Raw genomic sequence first — 16,422 nt, 5'->3', positions numbered from 1 at the left:
CGGCTCGTCCACGACAGCTCGTCGAGACCGTCGTGCCGGCTGGTTCGGACCGTATCGACTGGCTGTGCCGAACGGCGAAACACGGGGAGCGGGCCCCTCCGGCGTTGCTCAGTCGGCGGCCATTCTCTCAGGGCGGTCGCGTCAGGTCGACACCGACGGGAGTGCGCCGGAGGTCGTCGCCGACGAGATCGTGGGGCTCGTGCGGCGGGACTGACGGCGCACCACGAGCTTCCGGATCTCGTCCGCCCACAGCACGGTGCTCGCGAGCGCGATGACGATCGCCCACTCGCCGAAGCCGAGCGGGGCGGTGTCGAAGGCCGTCTGCATGAACGGCAGGTGCACGACGGCGACCTGGAGCAGGATCGTGACCACCGCCGAGGCCCACAGGAGCCGGTTGTCGAACGGCCGCACGAACGCACTCGACCAGGGCGAGCGCGAGTTGAACGCATCGCAGACCTGCCCGAGCACGAGGGTCGAGAACGCCATCGTGCGCGCCGTGTCGATGTCGCCGCTGCCTCCGATCAGCCCTCCGTCGAGGCCGAGATCGAGCGCAGCCAGGGCCGAGATCGCCGACACCACCGCCAACAGGAAGATGCGGTTCAGCATGTCGCGGTCGATGATCCGATCGCCGACCCGCCGCGGGGGCCGGGTCATCGCGTCGTCGACGGCGGGGTCGACGCCGAGCGCGAGCGCCAGCGCCCCGTCCGTCAGCAGGTTGATCCACAGGATCTGGGTGGCGAGCAGCGGCACCGCCTGCTCGGCACCGGCCGCACGGAGTCCGAGCAGGCCGGCCGCCAGCACGCCCACGAACATGACCAGCACCTCACCGCCGTTCGACGCCAGGAGGTAGCGCAGCACCTTGCGGATGTCGGCGAAGATCTCGCGACCCTCGCGGACGGCACTCAGGATGGTGGCGAAGTTGTCGTCGGCGAGGATCATGTCCGACGCCTCCTTCGAGACCTCGGTGCCGGTGATCCCCATCGCCACACCGATGTCGGCCCGCCGCAGGGCGGGCGCGTCGTTCACCCCGTCGCCGGTCATCGCGACGATCTCGCCGTCGGCCTGGAGCGCCTCGACGATCTTGAGCTTGTGCTCGGGTTCGACCCGTGCGAACACCGCGCGCTCCCGAATCGTCTCCTGCAGGGCGTCGTCGTCACACTCGCCGAGCTCACGGCCCGTGACTCCTCGCTCGCTCCCGTCGTCGGCCACGATGCCGAGCGAGCCCCCGATCCGCGCCGCGGTGGTGGGATGGTCGCCGGTGATCATGATGATCCGGATCCCGGCGTTGTGGGCCTCGGCGATCGAGTGGGCGACCTCGGGACGCGGCGGGTCGAGGATGCCGACGATGCCGAGGTGCACCAGATCGCGCTCCTCGTCATCGTCGAGCGGTGCGTCGAGTCGGGGTGGCTCGTCGAGGCATCGGTGACCGACCGCGATCGTGCGGAGGGCGTCGGCCGCCAGCAGCTCGGCCTCCTGTTCCAGCTCGTTGCGCCGGCCGGCGTCGAGTGGGAGGGTGTGGCCGTTGCGGCGCTCGTGGGTGCACCGCTCGAGGATGACGTCGGGCGCCCCCTTGGCGGAGAGCACGTACTCGATCGTCCCGTCGTCGGCGATGCCACGGTGGACCGTCGACATCCGTCGCCGCTCCGAGGTGAAGGGGATCTCGATGACGCGCTCGTAGCCGGCTCGGCGGTGTCCGTCACCGATCTTCTCCTCGGCGACGAGGAATGCCGCCTCGGTGGGGTCGCCATGCACCGTCCATCGCCCGGGTGACTCCTCCTGGAGCGAGGCATCGTTGGCGAGGCTGCCGGCGGTGAGCAGGGCGACCACGTCGTCGAGCAGCACACCGGGCTCCACCGGACTGCCGTCGACGGCCGCGTGCCCGACCGGTTCGTAGCCGACCCCCGTCACGTCGACATGACCGCCGCCGGTGGCGACGCGGACGATGGTCATCTCGTTGCGGGTCAGTGTGCCGGTCTTGTCGGTGCAGATCACCGACGCGGAGCCGAGCGTCTCGACCGAGGACAGGCGTTTCACGATCGCGCGCTCGCGGGCCATGCGCTGGACGCCGAGCGCCAACACGACCGAGAGGATGGCGGGGAGCCCCTCGGGCACGGCGGCGACGGCGAGTGAGACCCCGACGAGGGCGGCGTCGACGATGCTGTCGAACGTGCGCGACTCGGCGGTGATGACCACGGCGCCGACGACGATCGCGGACAGCACGACGACGGTGATGCCGAGCTGGCGGCCGAGCCAGGACACCTGTCGCTGGAGCGGCGTCTCCCCTTCCTCCTGCTCGCCGATCAGGGTCGCGATGCGGCCGATCTCGGTGTCCATGCCGGTCGCGACGACAAGGGCCTCGCCGCGACCACGCACGACGGCGGTGCCGCTGAACGCCATGTTGGTGCGGTCGGCGAGCGGGGCATCGGTGTCGACCGTCGCCGTGTCCTTCACGACGGGCGTGCTCTCACCGGTGAGCGACGCCTCGGCGATGTGGAGCGAGGCCGCCGACGTCAGGCGGCAATCGGCGCCGACGGCGTCGCCTTCGGCGAGCGCGACCACATCGCCGACGACGAGGTCGGCGGTGGGGATGTGCATCACCTGTCCGTCGCGCAGCACGGTGGCGTGGGTGGCGCTGAGGCGGCGGAGGGCGGCGACCGCCTCGATCGCCTTCGCTTCTTGCCAGTAGCCGATGCCGGCGTTGAGGATCACGATCGCGGCGATGACGACCACTTCGAGCGGGGTCCCGTCGGCACCTTCACTCCACCACGCCACGAATGAGATCGCGATCGCGATCAGCAGCAGGACCACCAGCGGGTCGGTGAACTGGCGACCCAGTCGGATCCACCACGGCGTCGGGGGTGCGGCCGCGATCTCGTTCGGACCGTCGCGCTCGAGGCGCTCGGCGGCCTCCTCGCTGGTCAGGCCCTGCGCGAGGTCGGCGGCGACGGCGTCGGTGACGTGGTCGGTCGGTGTCGACCACGGCGCTCGGGGCCCCATGCCCACCGTCACGCCTCCCACACAGCCCGCCGAGGCCTCTCAGACCTCGTGGGCGACATGTGCCGACTGCCCGACCACGATCATGCTCGCCGCCGCGTCACGTGCGGCGCGGAACACGACGACCGCCGGGCCGATCCGGTGCGCTGCCATGCAAACCTCCGTCCGGAGAGCGCGTCTCCGGTCTGCCTTCGTCTCCATCCAAGGTCGGCGCAGGTCCAGCATCCAGAGGCGATGGTCCCGGCATCGACCGGGCGACGGACACGGCCCACGCTGGGCCGATGCCGGTGTACGAGCGCGGACCGTGTCGATCAACGACGACGACGGTCGCCCACGGCGCTCGCTCGTCAGGCGGAGGTGCGAGCCTGCGCCGCGGGTTCGAGGCTGTCGACGAACCCGTTGAAGCCCTTCGTCATCTGCCGGTCGAGCAGGGGCCCGAAGATGAAGGCCAGCGGTCCACCCTTGGGTTCGTAGGCGTAGCTCATCGTGAACGGCGTGGTGTCACCGCTGTCGGACATGGTGAACGTCATGGTGGCCGCCTTGACGGGCATCTTCTCGATCTGGTCGATGTCGATCACCATCCGCTCCTCCGGCACCCACTCGGCGACGGTCTCGCGCATTCGCATCGATCCGTTCGGGGCCAGCTCGCACTGCCGTTGAGCACCGACGCCCTCGGTGGCGTCGCCGATGGCGTAGCTGTTCGCGATGCCGTCGTTCCAGTCGACGATGTTGGGGTAGTCGGCCAACACGGCCCACACGCTGGACCGCGGTGCGGCCACCATCCGTTCGACCTTGACGTTCCTCATCGAAGCTTCCTCTCCCTTGACCTGAGCTGTGTACATGGGAGCACTCTCGTGATGCTCAGCGACAACGTCATGTCGGTGTTTCGCTAGTCGATCGACGCGAGGATCGAGAGCCCCTCGGCCAACAGCACGAAGAAGCCGCCGACGCTGAGCAGGCCGACTCCCAGACCGACCGGTGACCCCCATCCGTGCCACCGCTGCTGCAGCAAGCGGCTCTCGTCTCCGATGTTGCGTTCGTTCCCGTGCTGCTCCTCGCGCTCGGTGTCGTCTGCCGCCGGGGTCATGAGCGGGCTCCCGTGACCTCGATGACAGTCTTGCCCTTGGCCCGGCCGGCTTCCATCTGGAGCATGGCGTCGGCGGCCTGGTCGAGCGGGAAGCGGCTGCCGATGACGGGGACGACGTCGCCCGAGTCGAGGTGGACCGCCAGGCGATCGATGAACGAGTGGTGTTCGGTGCTGACGAACATGGCGAGCCGTTGGCCGACGAAGGGTGAGAGCGCGACGGCTCGCAGCTGCCGGCCGATGCCACCCGTGATGCGATTGCCGTGCTCGCCGCCGACGATGACCAGGGTGCCCGTCGGCGTGAGGAGGCGGCGCAGCTTGCGGACCGGGTTGCGGCCCCCGATGTCGAGGATCAGGTCGTAGCGCTGGTCGATGTCGGCGATGTCGGTGGTGCGGTGGTCGTGCACCACGTCGGCACCGAGCGACGACACGAGCTCGAGGTTCTGAGTTCCTGCGACGCCGTCGACGACACCGCCGAGCGCCCGGGCGAGCTGCACCGCGAACGTGCCGACGCCGCCGGACGCGCCGATCACGAGCACCCGCTGACCAGGCTCGAGACCACCGACGTCGGTGAGCGCCTGCAGCGCAGCGATGCCCGACACGGCGGACGCGGCGGCCTGCTCGAAGGAGAGGCCCGCCGGCTTGCTCGCCAGCTTCGACTCGGAGGCGACGGCGAACTCGGCGAACGAACCATCGGCGATGCCGAACACCTCGTCGCCGACCTCGAAGCGCGTGACGTCGGCGCCGACGGCCGTCACGATGCCGGCGACGTCGAGGCCGGGCACCGGCTGCTTCGGACGGAGCAGGCCGTAGCCGGCCAGGCGCACCAGCCACGGTCGCCCTGTCATGAGGTGCTCGGTGCCGCGATCGAGGGCGGCGGCGTGCACCTCGATGAGGACCTGGTCCGGGCCGGGCTGCGGTCGGTCGATCTGGTTGACGGTCAGCGCCGAGCTGTCGCCGTAGCGGCGCTGCGTCACGGCACGCATCGTGGCGGTTGACGCCGGCGTGGGTGGTGTCGCGGGTGGCGTCGTGGGTGGTGTCGCGGGTGGTGTCTGCGGATCGGTCGTGGTGAACATGACGGTGCTCCTTCGGTGATGATCACTTTCGTACTTAGTACGAACGCACTATAGTCGTACTTAGTACGATGTCAACCCGATCGACGAAGGAGCGACCGATGGCCCCCACGACATCCCCCACCGAGCAGGCACCGGCGACCCGTGCCGAGACGCGGCGCCTCACGGCCGACGTCGTGATCGACGGAGCCGTCGCGCTGGCCGATCGGATCGGGACCGAGGCGTTCACCATCCGCAAGCTGGCCGAGGCCATCGACGCCAAGCCGATGACCATCTACCACCACGTGCCGAGGAAGGAGGCGATCATCGACGGGATGGTGGACCGCGTCTTCGGCGAGATCGAGCTCCCCCCGACCGACACCGACTGGCGGACGGCGATCCTGGTGCGGTGCGACTCGATGCGACGGGTGCTCGTCGCGCACCCGTGGGCCGCAGCGCTCATGGAGAGCCGCACCTCCCCCGGCCCGGCCACGCTCCGCCACCACGACGCCGTGCTCGGCTGCTTCCGGCGTGCCGGCTTCTCGCTCGAGCTGACCGGCCATGCCTACGCCATGATCGATGCGTTCATGTACGGCTTCGCCCTGCAGGAGACGACGCTCCCCGCGACCGGCGGCGACGAGATGGCCGAGCTCGCCGGCTCGATCGCCGATCAGATGCCGGCCGACCTCTACCCGCACCTGACCGAGTTCACCGCCGACCACGTCCTCCAGCCGGGCTACGACTTCGGCAAGGAGTTCGACTTCGGCCTGAACCTCGTCCTCGACGGCCTCGAGCTCGCAGCGGCCGACGAGGCCTGAGCCCCGCCGGCCGATCGGACCGGAAGCCAGCTCCCGAGCAGCCCGAGCACTGCTGCTCCGAGCTGAGGGGCTGGACCAATCGCCCGTTGACGGGTTTCAATCGGAACAGGGTGTCTCATGGAGCAATCAGTCTGTGGCTCCGACCGGGCTTCTCGACTCCAGCGTTGCCGGAGTCGATCGAATCGGGCGAGTGACGTGTGCGGGCGGTCACGCGACGTCGACGAGCGGCGCACCTCAGGAGGTACACCGAATGCAGAACACGCACACGACGAAGACCGTCAACGTGGCAGCACGCGCGGTGGTGATCGCCTCGGTCGTGCTGCTCGCAGCGTCCTGCGGTGACGGTGACGGCGACACCGCGTCCACGACGCCGGTGGCCACCGACGTCGGGAGTGGGGATGGTTCCACGACCGTTCCAGTGACTCCGTCGCCGCAGACCAGCGCGCCTGAGCCTCCGACCACGACGACGACTACGACTACGGCGCTCGCCCCCATCGCCAGTGCGGCTTCGGAACCCCCGCCGGCGTCGTACTCCGAGGTTCAGGCTGACTTCGAGGCCTCGACCGCAGGGATTCTGGCGGCGGGCCGAGCGGTCGCCGACGACATGCTCGCCGGCGACTTCCAGTCGGTCGTCGACCAGTTCGACGAGACGATGACGGCGGCTGTCTCGGTCGAGGACCTCCAAGCTGGTTGGAGCGACCTCGACGCCCAGGCCCCGCTTGGCGCCCCGATCACCGAACGTGTCTCCGTGCTCGTCGCCGGACAGCGCGTCTACCAGGCGGATCTCGCGTGGGGAGACGGAATCGTCTCGGCCTCGACGTCGTTCGACGACGCCGGGCTGATCGCCGGATTCTTCCTCAAGCCGCGAACGCCGCTTCCGGAGGATCCATATGGCGATCACGCGAGCTCGATCGAGTACCGGGTGCCGTTCGAAGGCGTGTGGTTCGTCGCCTGGGGTGGCAGGACAGAGCTCCAGAACTACCACGTGCCCGCTCCCGACCAGCGGCATGCAGTCGACCTTCTCATCTGGAAGGACGGAGCAACCCACACCGGCGACGGGACGGCCAACGAGGATTACTGGGCCTACGGCCAAACGGTTATTGCCCCCGCGGACGGCACCGTGGTGACCGTTGTCGACGGCCTGCCCGACCAGACGCCGCAGATCGAGCGCGACCCGTCGAATCCGGCTGGGAATCACGTGGTCATCGAGGTGGCGAACGGTGAGTACGTGCTGATCGCCCACATGCAGCCCGGCAGCATCGCCGTGGCCGAAGGCGACGCGGTCACCAGCGGTCAGCTGATCGGCCTGGTCGGCAACTCCGGCAATACGACCGAGCCGCACATCCACATCCACGTGCAGGATCAGCCGACGTTCGGAGCGGGCGCGATCGGCATCCCGATTGCCTTCTCGAACTACGTCGCCGACGGCGAGCCAGTGACGAAGGGCGAGTTGCTCGCCGACCAGTTCGTGAGCGCCAGCTAGCGTCGGTCACGCCGAGCGATTGCTTCCACCAGCCGATCGCCGGCGGTTGGAGTGGGCTCGCCGGTCGTCGCAGTAGGGAGGCGCAGATTCCGTCCGGGTGGCTCGAGGCCCGGCGTGGACGAGAGCCGGCCTGGTACGATGACAGGCCGAACCTCACGAAAGGCAATATCGATGGGGAAGCCAGGACAACACGTAGTGCCCGCCGGGGAGAAATGGGCGACGCGGAAGTCCGGCTCGTCACGGGCCTCGAAGACGTTCTCGACACAGCGCGATGCGATCAACCACGCCCGCAGCATCGCCAAGAAGCAGAAGACCGAGCTGTACATCCACGGCCGCGACGGCAAGATTCGAGAGCGCGACTCGTACGGCAACGATCCTCACCCACCGAAGGGCTGAGTGCAAGAACACCCCGCCGGCGACTTCGACGCAAGCGTCTTCATCAACTGCCCGTTCGACGACGACTACCGGCCAATACTCGAGGCAATCGCCTTCTGCGTCGTCGACTGTGGACTCGCTCCTCGGGTCTCCACTGAACGGCTCGACAGCGGCGAGGCCAGACTCGCCAAGATCGTTGAGTTGATGACGGCGAGTCGATACTCGATCCACGATCTCAGCCGCGTCCAAGCATCGGCGCGAGGTGAGTACGCCCGGCTCAACATGCCCTTCGAGCTCGGCATCGACCATGGACTCGCCCAAGGAGGGGACGCGAGGCTCCGCTCCAAGCGTCTGCTTGTTGTCGCCGAAGACCGGCACAAGCATCGGATCGCACTGTCCGACATCGCCGGGTGGGACATCGATTCCCACGGCGGCGCGTACGACAAGGCGATCCGATGTGTTCGAACCTGGCTCGCGAGCCATCACACCTCGACTCCGTCGGCTTCGACCATCATCGGGCACTACATCGGATTCCAGGAGTGGGACTACGAACGCCTCCTGGGCAAGGGCTGGGACGAGACCGACATCCGCGAACGCCGCACCCCTGAACTGCTCGACGCCATGCGCAAGTGGGTCGCAGCAGGTCGTCCAGCAACCAACTGACACTGCCCTGCGATCTCGATCGATCGTGCTCGTCGCCTAGACCTGCCAGAGCAAGCCAGCTCAGATGTCACCTCATCGCGCGGCAGTCCCGAACGCACTGGCGGAAGCGTTCGAGGAAGCTGCTGCACTCCTCCGCGATCCTGCCTTCTACTTCGACGCCATCTGGGAGCACGCCAACGACCGGGAGCGACGGGTCCTCGTTGAAGAGCTGATCGAAACCGTGGTGATCTACGCCGACAGGCTGGAAGTCACCGTGACCGGGGCACCTCCGCTCCTCGTCACCCTCGATGAGGTGGGCTTGCGGCCGGCTGGTACGGGAAGTGTGGTGTCGGAGGGGGGACTTGAACCCCCACGCCCATTAAGTAGGGCACTAGCACCTCAAGCTAGCGCGTCTGCCAATTCCGCCACTCCGACGTGACTTGTGCGGGTGACCAGGCTACCGCCCGAATCAGGTTCGCACGAACAGGAAACTCAGGGCGACGACCGTGAGGATCCAGACCAGGGCGAACACGAACGTGATGCGGTTCAGGTTGCGCTCGGCCGCAGTGGAACCGAGGGCCGCGCCGCCACCACCGCCGAACATGTCCGACAGGCCGCCGCCGCGCCCGCTGTGCAGCAGGATCCCGGCGATCAGGGCGAACATGGACACCACGTTGATGACCAGCACGATGTACAACATCACGTCACGCACGGGCAACGATCCTATCGGCGCGACCGGGCGAACGGCCCGCACGCCAGGAGGTCAGCTCGGTCAGCTCTCGGCCGGGGCGGCCTCGGGGCGCTCGAACGACGAGCCGTCCTGCCACACCGTCACCGGCACCGCATCGGCGAAGTGGCATGCCACCGGGTGACCCTGGCCGCGGTCGATCAGCGCCGGCTCCTCCACCGCGCAGATCTCCTCGGCCTTCGGGCAGCGGGTGCGGAACCGGCAGCCCGACGGCGGGTCGATCGGCGACGGCACGTCACCCTCGAGCACGATCCGGCGACGATGACGCTCGCCCTCTGGGTCGGGCTCGGGCACGGCCGACAGCAACGCCTGCGTGTACGGGTGCGCCGGCCGCTCGTAGATCGCCGTCGCCGACGCCATCTCGACCAGCTTGCCGAGGTACATCACCGCCACCGTGTCCGAGATGTGGCGCACCACCGACAGGTCATGGGCGATGAAGATGTACGCCACCCCGAGCTCCTTCTGGAGGTCCTCGAGCAGGTTGACGACACCGGCCTGGATCGACACGTCGAGCGCCGACACCGGCTCGTCGAGCACGATCAGCTCGGGGTTGAGCGCGAGCGCACGGGCGATGCCGATGCGCTGCCGCTGACCGCCGGAGAACTCGTGCGGGAAGCGCCGCGAGTGGTCGGGCGCCAGACCGACGAGCTCGAGCAGGTCGCCGACCATCTTGCGATGATCACCGTCGATGCCCTGGATCTCGAACGGCTCGGCGATCGCCGCGCCGACCGTGCGCTTCGGGTCGAGCGACGCGTACGGGTCCTGGAACACGATCTGCATGTGCTTGCGGAGGCTGCGCAGCTCGTGACGCTCCATACCGATCAGCTCCTGGCCCTTGAACCGAACCGAGCCGTCGGTCGGCTCGAGCAGCCGCAGCACGCAGCGCCCGACGGTGGTCTTGCCGGACCCCGACTCCCCCACCAGACCGAGCGTGTCGCCGGCACCGACCTCGAACGACACCCCCGACACGGCCTGCACCGTGGCCTTCTCGACCCGGATGCCACGCGCGCGGCGAACCTGGAACGTCTTGACGAGGTCGCGAACCTCGAGCACCGACTCAGACACTGACCACGCCCTCCTCGACGAGCTCCTCGGCCCGCACACATGCCGTCTCGCCGTTACCGAACGGTCGCAGCTCGGGCATCTCCAACGTGCACACCGGCCGGGCGTGCGGGCACCGCGGCGCGAACGCGCACCCCGGTGGCGGCTGCAGCATGTTCGGCGGCGACCCGGGGATCGGCACCAGCCGATCCTTGCCGAGCGCCGGCAGCGACTCGAGCAGACCCCGCGTATACGGGTGCGACTGCTCGGAGAACAGATCGTCGACCGAGCCGCGCTCGACCGCGCGACCTGCGTACATCACCTGCACCCGGTCGACGACGCGCGCCACCACGCCGAGGTCGTGGGTGATCAGCACGATCGCCGTGCGCAGCTCGTGCTGGATCCGCTGCATCACCTCGAGGATCTGTGCCTGCACCGTCACGTCGAGCGCGGTGGTCGGCTCGTCGGCGATCAGCACCTCGGGCTCGTTGGCGATCGCCATCGCGATCATCACGCGCTGGCGCATGCCGCCCGAGAACTCGTGCGGGTACTGCATCGCCCGCTGGTCGGGCTGCGGGATGCCGACGATGTCGAGCAGCTCGACCGCCCGGTTGTGGGCGTCCTGCTTGGAGATCGTCTGGTGCGCCTGCAGCATCTCGACGATCTGGCGACCGATCTTGTGCACCGGGTTGAGCGCCGACAGCGGGTCCTGGAAGATCATCGCGATCCGCTTGCCGCGCACCGACCGCATCTGCTTGGAGGTGCGTCCGACGAGCTCGTCGCCGCCGACCGTGGCCGAGCCCTCGATGACCGTGGTCTTCGGCAGCAGCCCCATCAGGCCGAGGAACGTCACCGACTTGCCGGAGCCCGACTCGCCGACCACGCCGACCATCTCGCCCTCGCCGACGTCGAGGTCGACGCCGCGCACGGCCTGCACCGTGCCGTTCATCGTCGGGAACGAGACGCGGAAGTCCCGCAGCTGCAGTACCGATTCACTCATGTTCAGCCTCCGTGGACCAGCTTGGGATCGGTTGCGTCACGCAGGCCGTCGCCGATGAAGTTGATGCACAGTGCCACGAGCACGAGCAACGTACAGGGGAACACCACCATCCACCAGAAGCCGGCGGTCACGCCGCCCTTGGCGGCGGACACCAGCAGGCCGAGCGACGTCTGGCCCGAGCCGGCGTCGGGGCCGAAGCCGAAGAACGACAGCGTCGCCTCGCCGATGATCGCGGCGACCACGGTGTTGGTGAGCGCCACCAGGATCGGCCCGATCGAGTTGGGCAGCAGGTGGCGGAACACGATCCGGAAGTTGGAGGCGCCGAGCGCACGCGCCGCCTCCACGAATTCTCGCTCCTTCAAGGCGAGCACCGAGCCTCTGACGAGGCGCGCCACTCCCATCCATCCGAAGATCACGAACAGCAGGATGATGAATCTGATCGATGTTCGGTCGCCGACGATCGGCGTCAACCACTCGAGCTCGCCGAGGAAGTTGCGCACCACCAGCAGCGCCACGAGGAACGGGAACGCCAGGAAGATGTCGGTCACCCGCATCAGCAGGTCGTCGAAGCGGCCGCCGTGCAGCCCGGCGAACGAACCGACGGTCACGCCGACGATCGTGGCGAAGATCGCCGCCGAGATGCCGATGATCAGCGACACCCGGAGCCCGTAGATCATGCGGCTGTAGATGTCGCGGCCGATGTCGTCGGTGCCGAACCACGCGTCGCCGCGCGGCGACAGGTACGAGTTCGGTTGGCCGGGCTCGGCCTTGAAGATCGCCTCGTTGACGCCGTACCGCGTCGTCAGCGGCGACAGCAACACGAACAGCACCATGATCGCCATGATGATGGTGGCCATGAAGGCGCCCTTGTGCTTGAAGTAGCGGCGCACCGCCATCTGGCGCGGCGACAACGACTTGTCGGTCAGGCCCTCGGCGGAACCTTCGATGAACGCGTCGGCCTCGTCGGGCAACTCGTGCGGAGTGGTGGGTTCGACGAGCTCAGTCAAGACGGATCCTCGGGTCGAGCCAGGCGTACGACACGTCCGCCAGCAGGTTGAACATGATGACGGCGGTGACGATGATCACCATGAACGGCATCAACTGCGGGAAGTCGCCGTTGTCGAACGCCGTGAGGAAGAAGTCGCCCATGCCCGGGTAGGAGAACACCCGCTCGGTGATGATCAGCCCGCCGAGGATGCCGCCGATGTCGATCGCGGCGACCGTGACGACCGGGATCATCGAGTTGCGCACGGCGTGGCTCACCAGCACACGGCGCTCGCTGATGCCCTTCGACCGTGCCGTGCGCATGTAGTCGCTGTTGAGCACCTCGAGCAGCGAGGCACGCATGTAGCGGGCGTAGACGGCGATGATCTGGATGGCCACCACCGAGACCGGCAGGATCATGTGCTTGAGCATCAGCCACAGGTCGAAGCCCTGCTGGCCGGCCGGGTAGACACCCGACGTCGGCAGCAGCGTCTCGCCGAACCACTTGCTCCACATCACGGCGAAGAGCAGCTGCAGCAGCACCGCCGAGACGTACGGCGGGATGCTGAAGGCGACGAAGGCGCCGGTGTTGACGGTGGCGTCGCGCAGGCTGCCGGGGCGGAGCGCCGCGAACACGCCGAGCGAGAGACCGATCGTGATGCCGACGAACGAGGCGGCGGCACCCAGCCGCAACGAGTTCGCCATCGCGTCACGCAGCTCGGGCCACACCTCGCGGCGACCCTTGATGCTGCGCTGCCAGGACTCGCCGCCGTTGGTGAGGCCCTCGAGGAAGCCGCTGAACCAGCCCCAATAGCCCTGGAAGTAGTTGCCCGTGAGGTTGTTGAGCTCTTCGTACTCACGGATCTTCGCGGCGTTGGCCCGCGGATTCGAACGTTGGTACGCCTCGGACGGATTCGTGCCGAGACGGATCGCGACATAGACCATGAATGTCACGAGTAAGAGCGTCGGGATTGCCCAGAGCAATCGCCTCAAGATGAAACGCGTCATGCGTCCTCCTCCATGGCCCGGATCGAGTCGGCCCAGACTGATGACCTCGAGTTGTCAACGGATCGTCGACCACCCGAGACAACCCGAGTCAGACGGCCGAAGTGTGCGGCCAGCATCCCGCTGATGCGCCCCATGGCGCAAACCTAGTCGAACAGATGAACGAAAGGGGGGCCGACCGATTGCCGGTCGGCCCCCCTTGTCGGTGTTGCGTGGCGTCAGGCCTCACGACCTGACGCCACGTCTCGAGTATCGCCCTCGCGATCCTTGCGGATCAGAGGACCTCGACCACCGGCTCGCTCGCGAGCAGGTCGGTGGGCACGAAACGCTGATCGTTCGTGGTGTCCCACAGACCCGGCATCACGGCGAACGAAACCGTCCACACGTACCAGGACGAGTTCGCGCACTCGGTGATCGGGTTGAGGCACTCGGGCCACTGCTCGGCACCGATGACGATCTGGCCGTCACCGTCCAGGTCCTCCATCGCGTCGAGGCTGCGGGCGAATGCCATGTAGTTGTTCGAGTTGGCACCCATGACCTCGGGCGGGCCCACCTTGTCGTTGCGCCAGAGACCCGAGTTCGGGAACTGGAACAGCGGCAGCATGTGGTGGTCGGCAGCCATGGCCTCGAGGGCACCGACGATCAGGTCGGCGCGCTCGGCCTCGTCGACCGTCTGGTCGGCCTGCAGCAGGGCGTCCGAAGCCGCCTCGTTGCACCAACCACCCGAGTTCTGACCGACGTAGTCGTTGGCCTCGACCGGGATCTGGTCACAGGTGAACGACGAGGTCAGGTACGCCGGGTCCGGCGGAGCCGTCGAGATGTACATGGCCATGTCGTAGTCGAGCGCTGGCAGACGCTGCTGGAAGTAGCAGGCGGCGTCGCAGTTGCTCGGCACGACGTTGAAGCCCTGCTCGGCGAGGAGCGGGATCAGGAAGGCCTGGGTGCTCTCACGACGGGTGTTGCCGGTGTTGATGATCCAGCGGACCTCGGGCACCTCACCGTCGGGGTTCTGCCAGAAGCCGTCGCCGTTCAGCGACCAGCCGGCCTCCTCGAGCAGCGCCGCGGCGCCGTCGGGGTCGTAGCTGTCGGCGAACGGAGCGGCCGCGTTGTCCTCGCAGTACGGGCCGGGCGTGATCGGGCCGCAGTTGAGCAGCTCGGCGGTCTCGCCGCCGATCGGCACGTAGATCTGCTGGAACACCGACGCACGGTCGATCGACATCCAGAACGCCTCGCGGTAGACCGGATCCGAGAACGGACCGATGTGCTGCGGGTCGTCGGACTGCTGGAAGTAGAAGCCCTCGTAGTTGGCGCCGAACTGGAGGTCGATGTCGACCGCCGCGTCCTCGCCGACCTCACGGAAGCCGGGGTCCCACTGCGGGTAGATGTAGTCGACCTCACCGGAGGCGATGGCCGCCTTCTCGGTGTCCTGATCGGCGAACGGCACCATCACGATCTGCGGCGCAGCCGGGGCGTCGCCCCAGTAGTTCTCGTTCGGGACGAGGATCGACTGACCCGTGGTCCAGTCCTGGAACTTGAACGGGCGGCCGGAGTCCGGCGGTGCGTCCTCGAAGTCGAGCGACACGTCGTTGCAGTCGGCGTGGCGATCGGCCTTCAGGATCGGGTTGAACAGCGTCTTGTAGGGCGCGTACACCGTCGAGAAGTACATGATCGCCTGCTTGTCGGACTCGCCCGCCTCGATGCCGATCATCTGATCGAAACCGGTGGTGCTCAGCGAGCCCGGCGTGTTGAGGTTGGCGTCCAGGGTGCACTGGAGGTCGGTCACCGTGATCGGCGTGCCGTCGTCCCAGACCGCGTCGGGGTTCAGGTCGACCGTGATGATCATGGCCGCGGCGGACGTGTCGAGGCCTTCGTCCTCGGCCATGTCGTCGCCTTCGTCCTCGGCCATGTCGTCGCCTTCGTCCTCGGCCATGTCGTCGCCTTCGTCCTCGGCCATGTCGTCGCCCTCATCGGCGTCGGCATCGGCGTCGGCGTCGGCATCGGCATCGGCGTCGGCGTCTGCTTCGGTGTCGGTCGTCGCGTCGTCGTCGTCATCGTCACCGCAAGCGGCGGCGACCAGCGACAGGCCGACAGCGACAGCAAGAAAACGCGTCGTGCGCCTCTTCTTCGTCACGTGGGTCCTCCTCGTGGTTTGGGTGGGAGAAACCCGGCAACTCGGGGGATCGTCCAGAGCGCTTGTTCACGCTGCACGTCTGCTGAGTTGTGAATTCCGGGCGCCCGACTGGTCCTCCCCGATCATGTCGAGCGCAGCAACCATACCAAGTCCGCCTACCGTGCGGTAGCCATCCCCGTTACGGCTCCGCAAAATCTCGGCGCGGATGTTCCGGAGCTCAGGCGATCGCGAACTGAACGATCCGGGCGAACTCGTCCGGATCGAGGCTGGCCCCGCCGACCAGCGCACCGTCGACGTCGGGCTGGGCCATCAGCTCCTCGGTCGTGCCGGCCTTGACCGAACCGCCGTACTGGATCCGCACCGCGGCGGCCGCATCGGCACCGAACTGGGCTGCGACCGCGTTGCGTATCGCGTTGCACACCGTCTGTGCATCATCGGCGGTGGCGGTCTTGCCGGTGCCGATCGCCCAGATCGGCTCGTAGGCGATCACCATCGACGCCACCTGGTCGGCCTTCAGGCGATCGAGACCTGCGGCGACCTGGGACAGCACCTTGGCCTCGGTCTCGCCGGCCTCACGCTCGTCCAGCGACTCGCCGCAGCACATGATCGGCGTCATCGCGTGCTTGAAGATGGCGTGGACCTTCTGGTTGACCATCTCGTCGGTCTCACCGAACAGGTCACGCCGCTCGCTGTGCCCGCACACCACGAGTTGCACGTCGAGCTTGGCGAGGAACGCCGGCGACACCTCGCCGGTGAACGCCCCCGTCTCCTCCCAGTGGCAGTGCTGGGCGCCGAGCAGGATGTCGAGGTCGTCGGCCTCGATGACCGTCTGCACGCTGCGGATGTCGGTGAACGGCGGGTGCACGCTCACGTCGACCGAGTCGTAGACCTCCTTCGGCAGCGAGTAGTGCAGCTTCTGCACCGTCTGGATGGCCTCGAAGTGGTTGAGGTTCATCTTCCAGTTGCCGCTGATGATGGGCTTGCGGTCGCTCATGAGTCTCCTCCCGTCGCGAGATGTGCCAGGCACATCTCGCGACTCAAGTCAGGTCGATGAGGCCGGCCGTG

At 67.7% G+C, this 16,422-nt stretch carries 15 protein-coding genes and 1 tRNA gene; 4 read left to right on the top strand and 12 right to left on the bottom strand.

The features are described 5' to 3' along the window. Positions 1-141: 141 nt before the first annotated feature. From QNJ12_RS01035 to QNJ12_RS01020, 4 genes are all read right to left on the bottom strand, one after another. Positions 142-2,997 carry a cation-translocating P-type ATPase gene (locus QNJ12_RS01035; protein WP_300617726.1) on the bottom strand — a complete coding sequence of 952 codons (2,856 nt, stop codon included), beginning with the start codon at positions 2,995-2,997 and terminating at the stop codon, positions 142-144. 344 nt (positions 2,998-3,341) lie between these two features. Continuing rightward, positions 3,342-3,800, bottom strand: a complete 459-nt coding sequence (locus QNJ12_RS01030) for an SRPBCC family protein (protein WP_300617723.1) — start codon at positions 3,798-3,800, stop codon at positions 3,342-3,344. An 83-nt stretch (positions 3,801-3,883) separates the two neighbouring features. Then, positions 3,884-4,081, bottom strand: coding sequence for a hypothetical protein (locus QNJ12_RS01025; protein WP_300617720.1), 198 nt, complete (start codon positions 4,079-4,081; stop codon positions 3,884-3,886). Further along, positions 4,078-5,064 carry an NAD(P)-dependent alcohol dehydrogenase gene (locus QNJ12_RS01020; RefSeq protein WP_300617918.1) on the bottom strand — a complete coding sequence of 329 codons (987 nt, stop codon included), beginning with the start codon at positions 5,062-5,064 and terminating at the stop codon, positions 4,078-4,080. Before QNJ12_RS01020 ends, QNJ12_RS01025 begins: the two co-directional genes overlap by 4 nt. 188 nt (positions 5,065-5,252) lie before the next feature. Here QNJ12_RS01020 and QNJ12_RS01015 point away from each other — a divergent pair, with 188 nt between their 5' ends. The 4 genes from QNJ12_RS01015 (at position 5,253) to QNJ12_RS01000 (ending at position 8,469) form a co-directional block, all read left to right on the top strand. Next, positions 5,253-5,948, top strand: a complete 696-nt coding sequence (locus QNJ12_RS01015) for a TetR/AcrR family transcriptional regulator C-terminal domain-containing protein (RefSeq protein WP_300617717.1) — start codon at positions 5,253-5,255, stop codon at positions 5,946-5,948. A gap of 250 nt (positions 5,949-6,198) precedes the next feature. Beyond that, a complete protein-coding gene (locus QNJ12_RS01010) occupies positions 6,199-7,431 on the top strand; it encodes a M23 family metallopeptidase (RefSeq protein ID WP_300617715.1) in 1,233 nt (410 codons plus the stop codon). A 171-nt stretch (positions 7,432-7,602) separates the two neighbouring features. Beyond that, entirely contained in the window at positions 7,603-7,827 is a 225-nt protein-coding gene (locus QNJ12_RS01005) for a DUF2188 domain-containing protein (protein WP_367281736.1), read from the top strand. Beyond that, the gene (locus QNJ12_RS01000; RefSeq protein ID WP_300617710.1) at positions 7,828-8,469 is read left to right on the top strand and encodes a hypothetical protein; all 642 of its coding nucleotides are present in this window, start codon (positions 7,828-7,830) and stop codon (positions 8,467-8,469) included. A gap of 323 nt (positions 8,470-8,792) precedes the next feature. Here the strand turns inward: QNJ12_RS01000 and QNJ12_RS00995 are convergent. The 8 genes from QNJ12_RS00995 to tpiA form a co-directional block, all read right to left on the bottom strand. Beyond that, positions 8,793-8,883 (bottom strand) — tRNA-Leu (locus QNJ12_RS00995). A 34-nt stretch (positions 8,884-8,917) separates the two neighbouring features. Continuing rightward, complete coding sequence (gene secG, locus QNJ12_RS00990) at positions 8,918-9,148, bottom strand: preprotein translocase subunit SecG (RefSeq protein WP_367281737.1); 231 nt, start codon at positions 9,146-9,148, stop codon at positions 8,918-8,920. Positions 9,149-9,220: 72 nt separating this feature from the next. Next, the gene (locus tag QNJ12_RS00985) at positions 9,221-10,249 is read right to left on the bottom strand and encodes an ABC transporter ATP-binding protein (protein ID WP_300617704.1); all 1,029 of its coding nucleotides are present in this window, start codon (positions 10,247-10,249) and stop codon (positions 9,221-9,223) included. Positions 10,250-10,253: 4 nt separating this feature from the next. Then, positions 10,254-11,237, bottom strand: coding sequence for an ABC transporter ATP-binding protein (locus QNJ12_RS00980; RefSeq protein WP_300617701.1), 984 nt, complete (start codon positions 11,235-11,237; stop codon positions 10,254-10,256). Between the two features lie 2 nt (positions 11,238-11,239). Next, on the bottom strand, positions 11,240-12,244 hold the full coding sequence (locus tag QNJ12_RS00975; protein WP_300617698.1) for an ABC transporter permease: 1,005 nt from the start codon (positions 12,242-12,244) through the stop codon (positions 11,240-11,242). After that, a complete protein-coding gene (locus QNJ12_RS00970; protein ID WP_300617915.1) occupies positions 12,237-13,166 on the bottom strand; it encodes an ABC transporter permease in 930 nt (309 codons plus the stop codon). The genes QNJ12_RS00975 and QNJ12_RS00970 overlap by 8 nt, the downstream gene beginning before the upstream one ends. A gap of 334 nt (positions 13,167-13,500) precedes the next feature. Then, entirely contained in the window at positions 13,501-15,357 is a 1,857-nt protein-coding gene (locus tag QNJ12_RS00965) for an ABC transporter substrate-binding protein (protein WP_300617695.1), read from the bottom strand. Between the two features lie 217 nt (positions 15,358-15,574). After that, positions 15,575-16,351: a triose-phosphate isomerase gene (tpiA, locus tag QNJ12_RS00960; RefSeq protein ID WP_300617692.1), complete on the bottom strand. Its 777-nt coding sequence runs from the start codon at positions 16,349-16,351 to the stop codon at positions 15,575-15,577. Positions 16,352-16,422 lie beyond the last annotated feature (71 nt).

It is taken from the genome of Ilumatobacter sp., assembly GCF_030065885.1.
Lineage (GTDB): Bacteria > Actinomycetota > Acidimicrobiia > Acidimicrobiales > Ilumatobacteraceae > Ilumatobacter.
The sequence above is the reverse complement of the archived record's forward strand: the minus strand, read 5'-3'. Positions and strand labels throughout refer to the sequence as shown.

Bases quoted from the DNA above. Each gene is read 5' to 3' on its own strand.
- secG (WP_367281737.1), bottom strand. From the start codon at position 9,148: ATGTTGTACATCGTGCTGGTCATCAACGTGGTGTCCATGTTCGCCCTG.
- QNJ12_RS01035 (WP_300617726.1), bottom strand. From the start codon at position 2,997: ATGGGGCCCCGAGCGCCGTGGTCGACACCGACCGACCACGTCACCGAC.
- QNJ12_RS01015 (WP_300617717.1), top strand. From the start codon at position 5,253: ATGGCCCCCACGACATCCCCCACCGAGCAGGCACCGGCGACCCGTGCC.
- QNJ12_RS01005 (WP_367281736.1), top strand. From the start codon at position 7,603: ATGGGGAAGCCAGGACAACACGTAGTGCCCGCCGGGGAGAAATGGGCG.
- QNJ12_RS00980 (WP_300617701.1), bottom strand. From the start codon at position 11,237: ATGAGTGAATCGGTACTGCAGCTGCGGGACTTCCGCGTCTCGTTCCCG.
- tpiA (WP_300617692.1), bottom strand. From the start codon at position 16,351: ATGAGCGACCGCAAGCCCATCATCAGCGGCAACTGGAAGATGAACCTC.
- QNJ12_RS01010 (WP_300617715.1), top strand. From the start codon at position 6,199: ATGCAGAACACGCACACGACGAAGACCGTCAACGTGGCAGCACGCGCG.
- QNJ12_RS00970 (WP_300617915.1), bottom strand. From the start codon at position 13,166: ATGGTCTATGTCGCGATCCGTCTCGGCACGAATCCGTCCGAGGCGTAC.
- QNJ12_RS01025 (WP_300617720.1), bottom strand. From the start codon at position 4,081: ATGACCCCGGCGGCAGACGACACCGAGCGCGAGGAGCAGCACGGGAAC.
- QNJ12_RS01020 (WP_300617918.1), bottom strand. From the start codon at position 5,064: ATGCGTGCCGTGACGCAGCGCCGCTACGGCGACAGCTCGGCGCTGACC.
- QNJ12_RS01030 (WP_300617723.1), bottom strand. From the start codon at position 3,800: ATGAGGAACGTCAAGGTCGAACGGATGGTGGCCGCACCGCGGTCCAGC.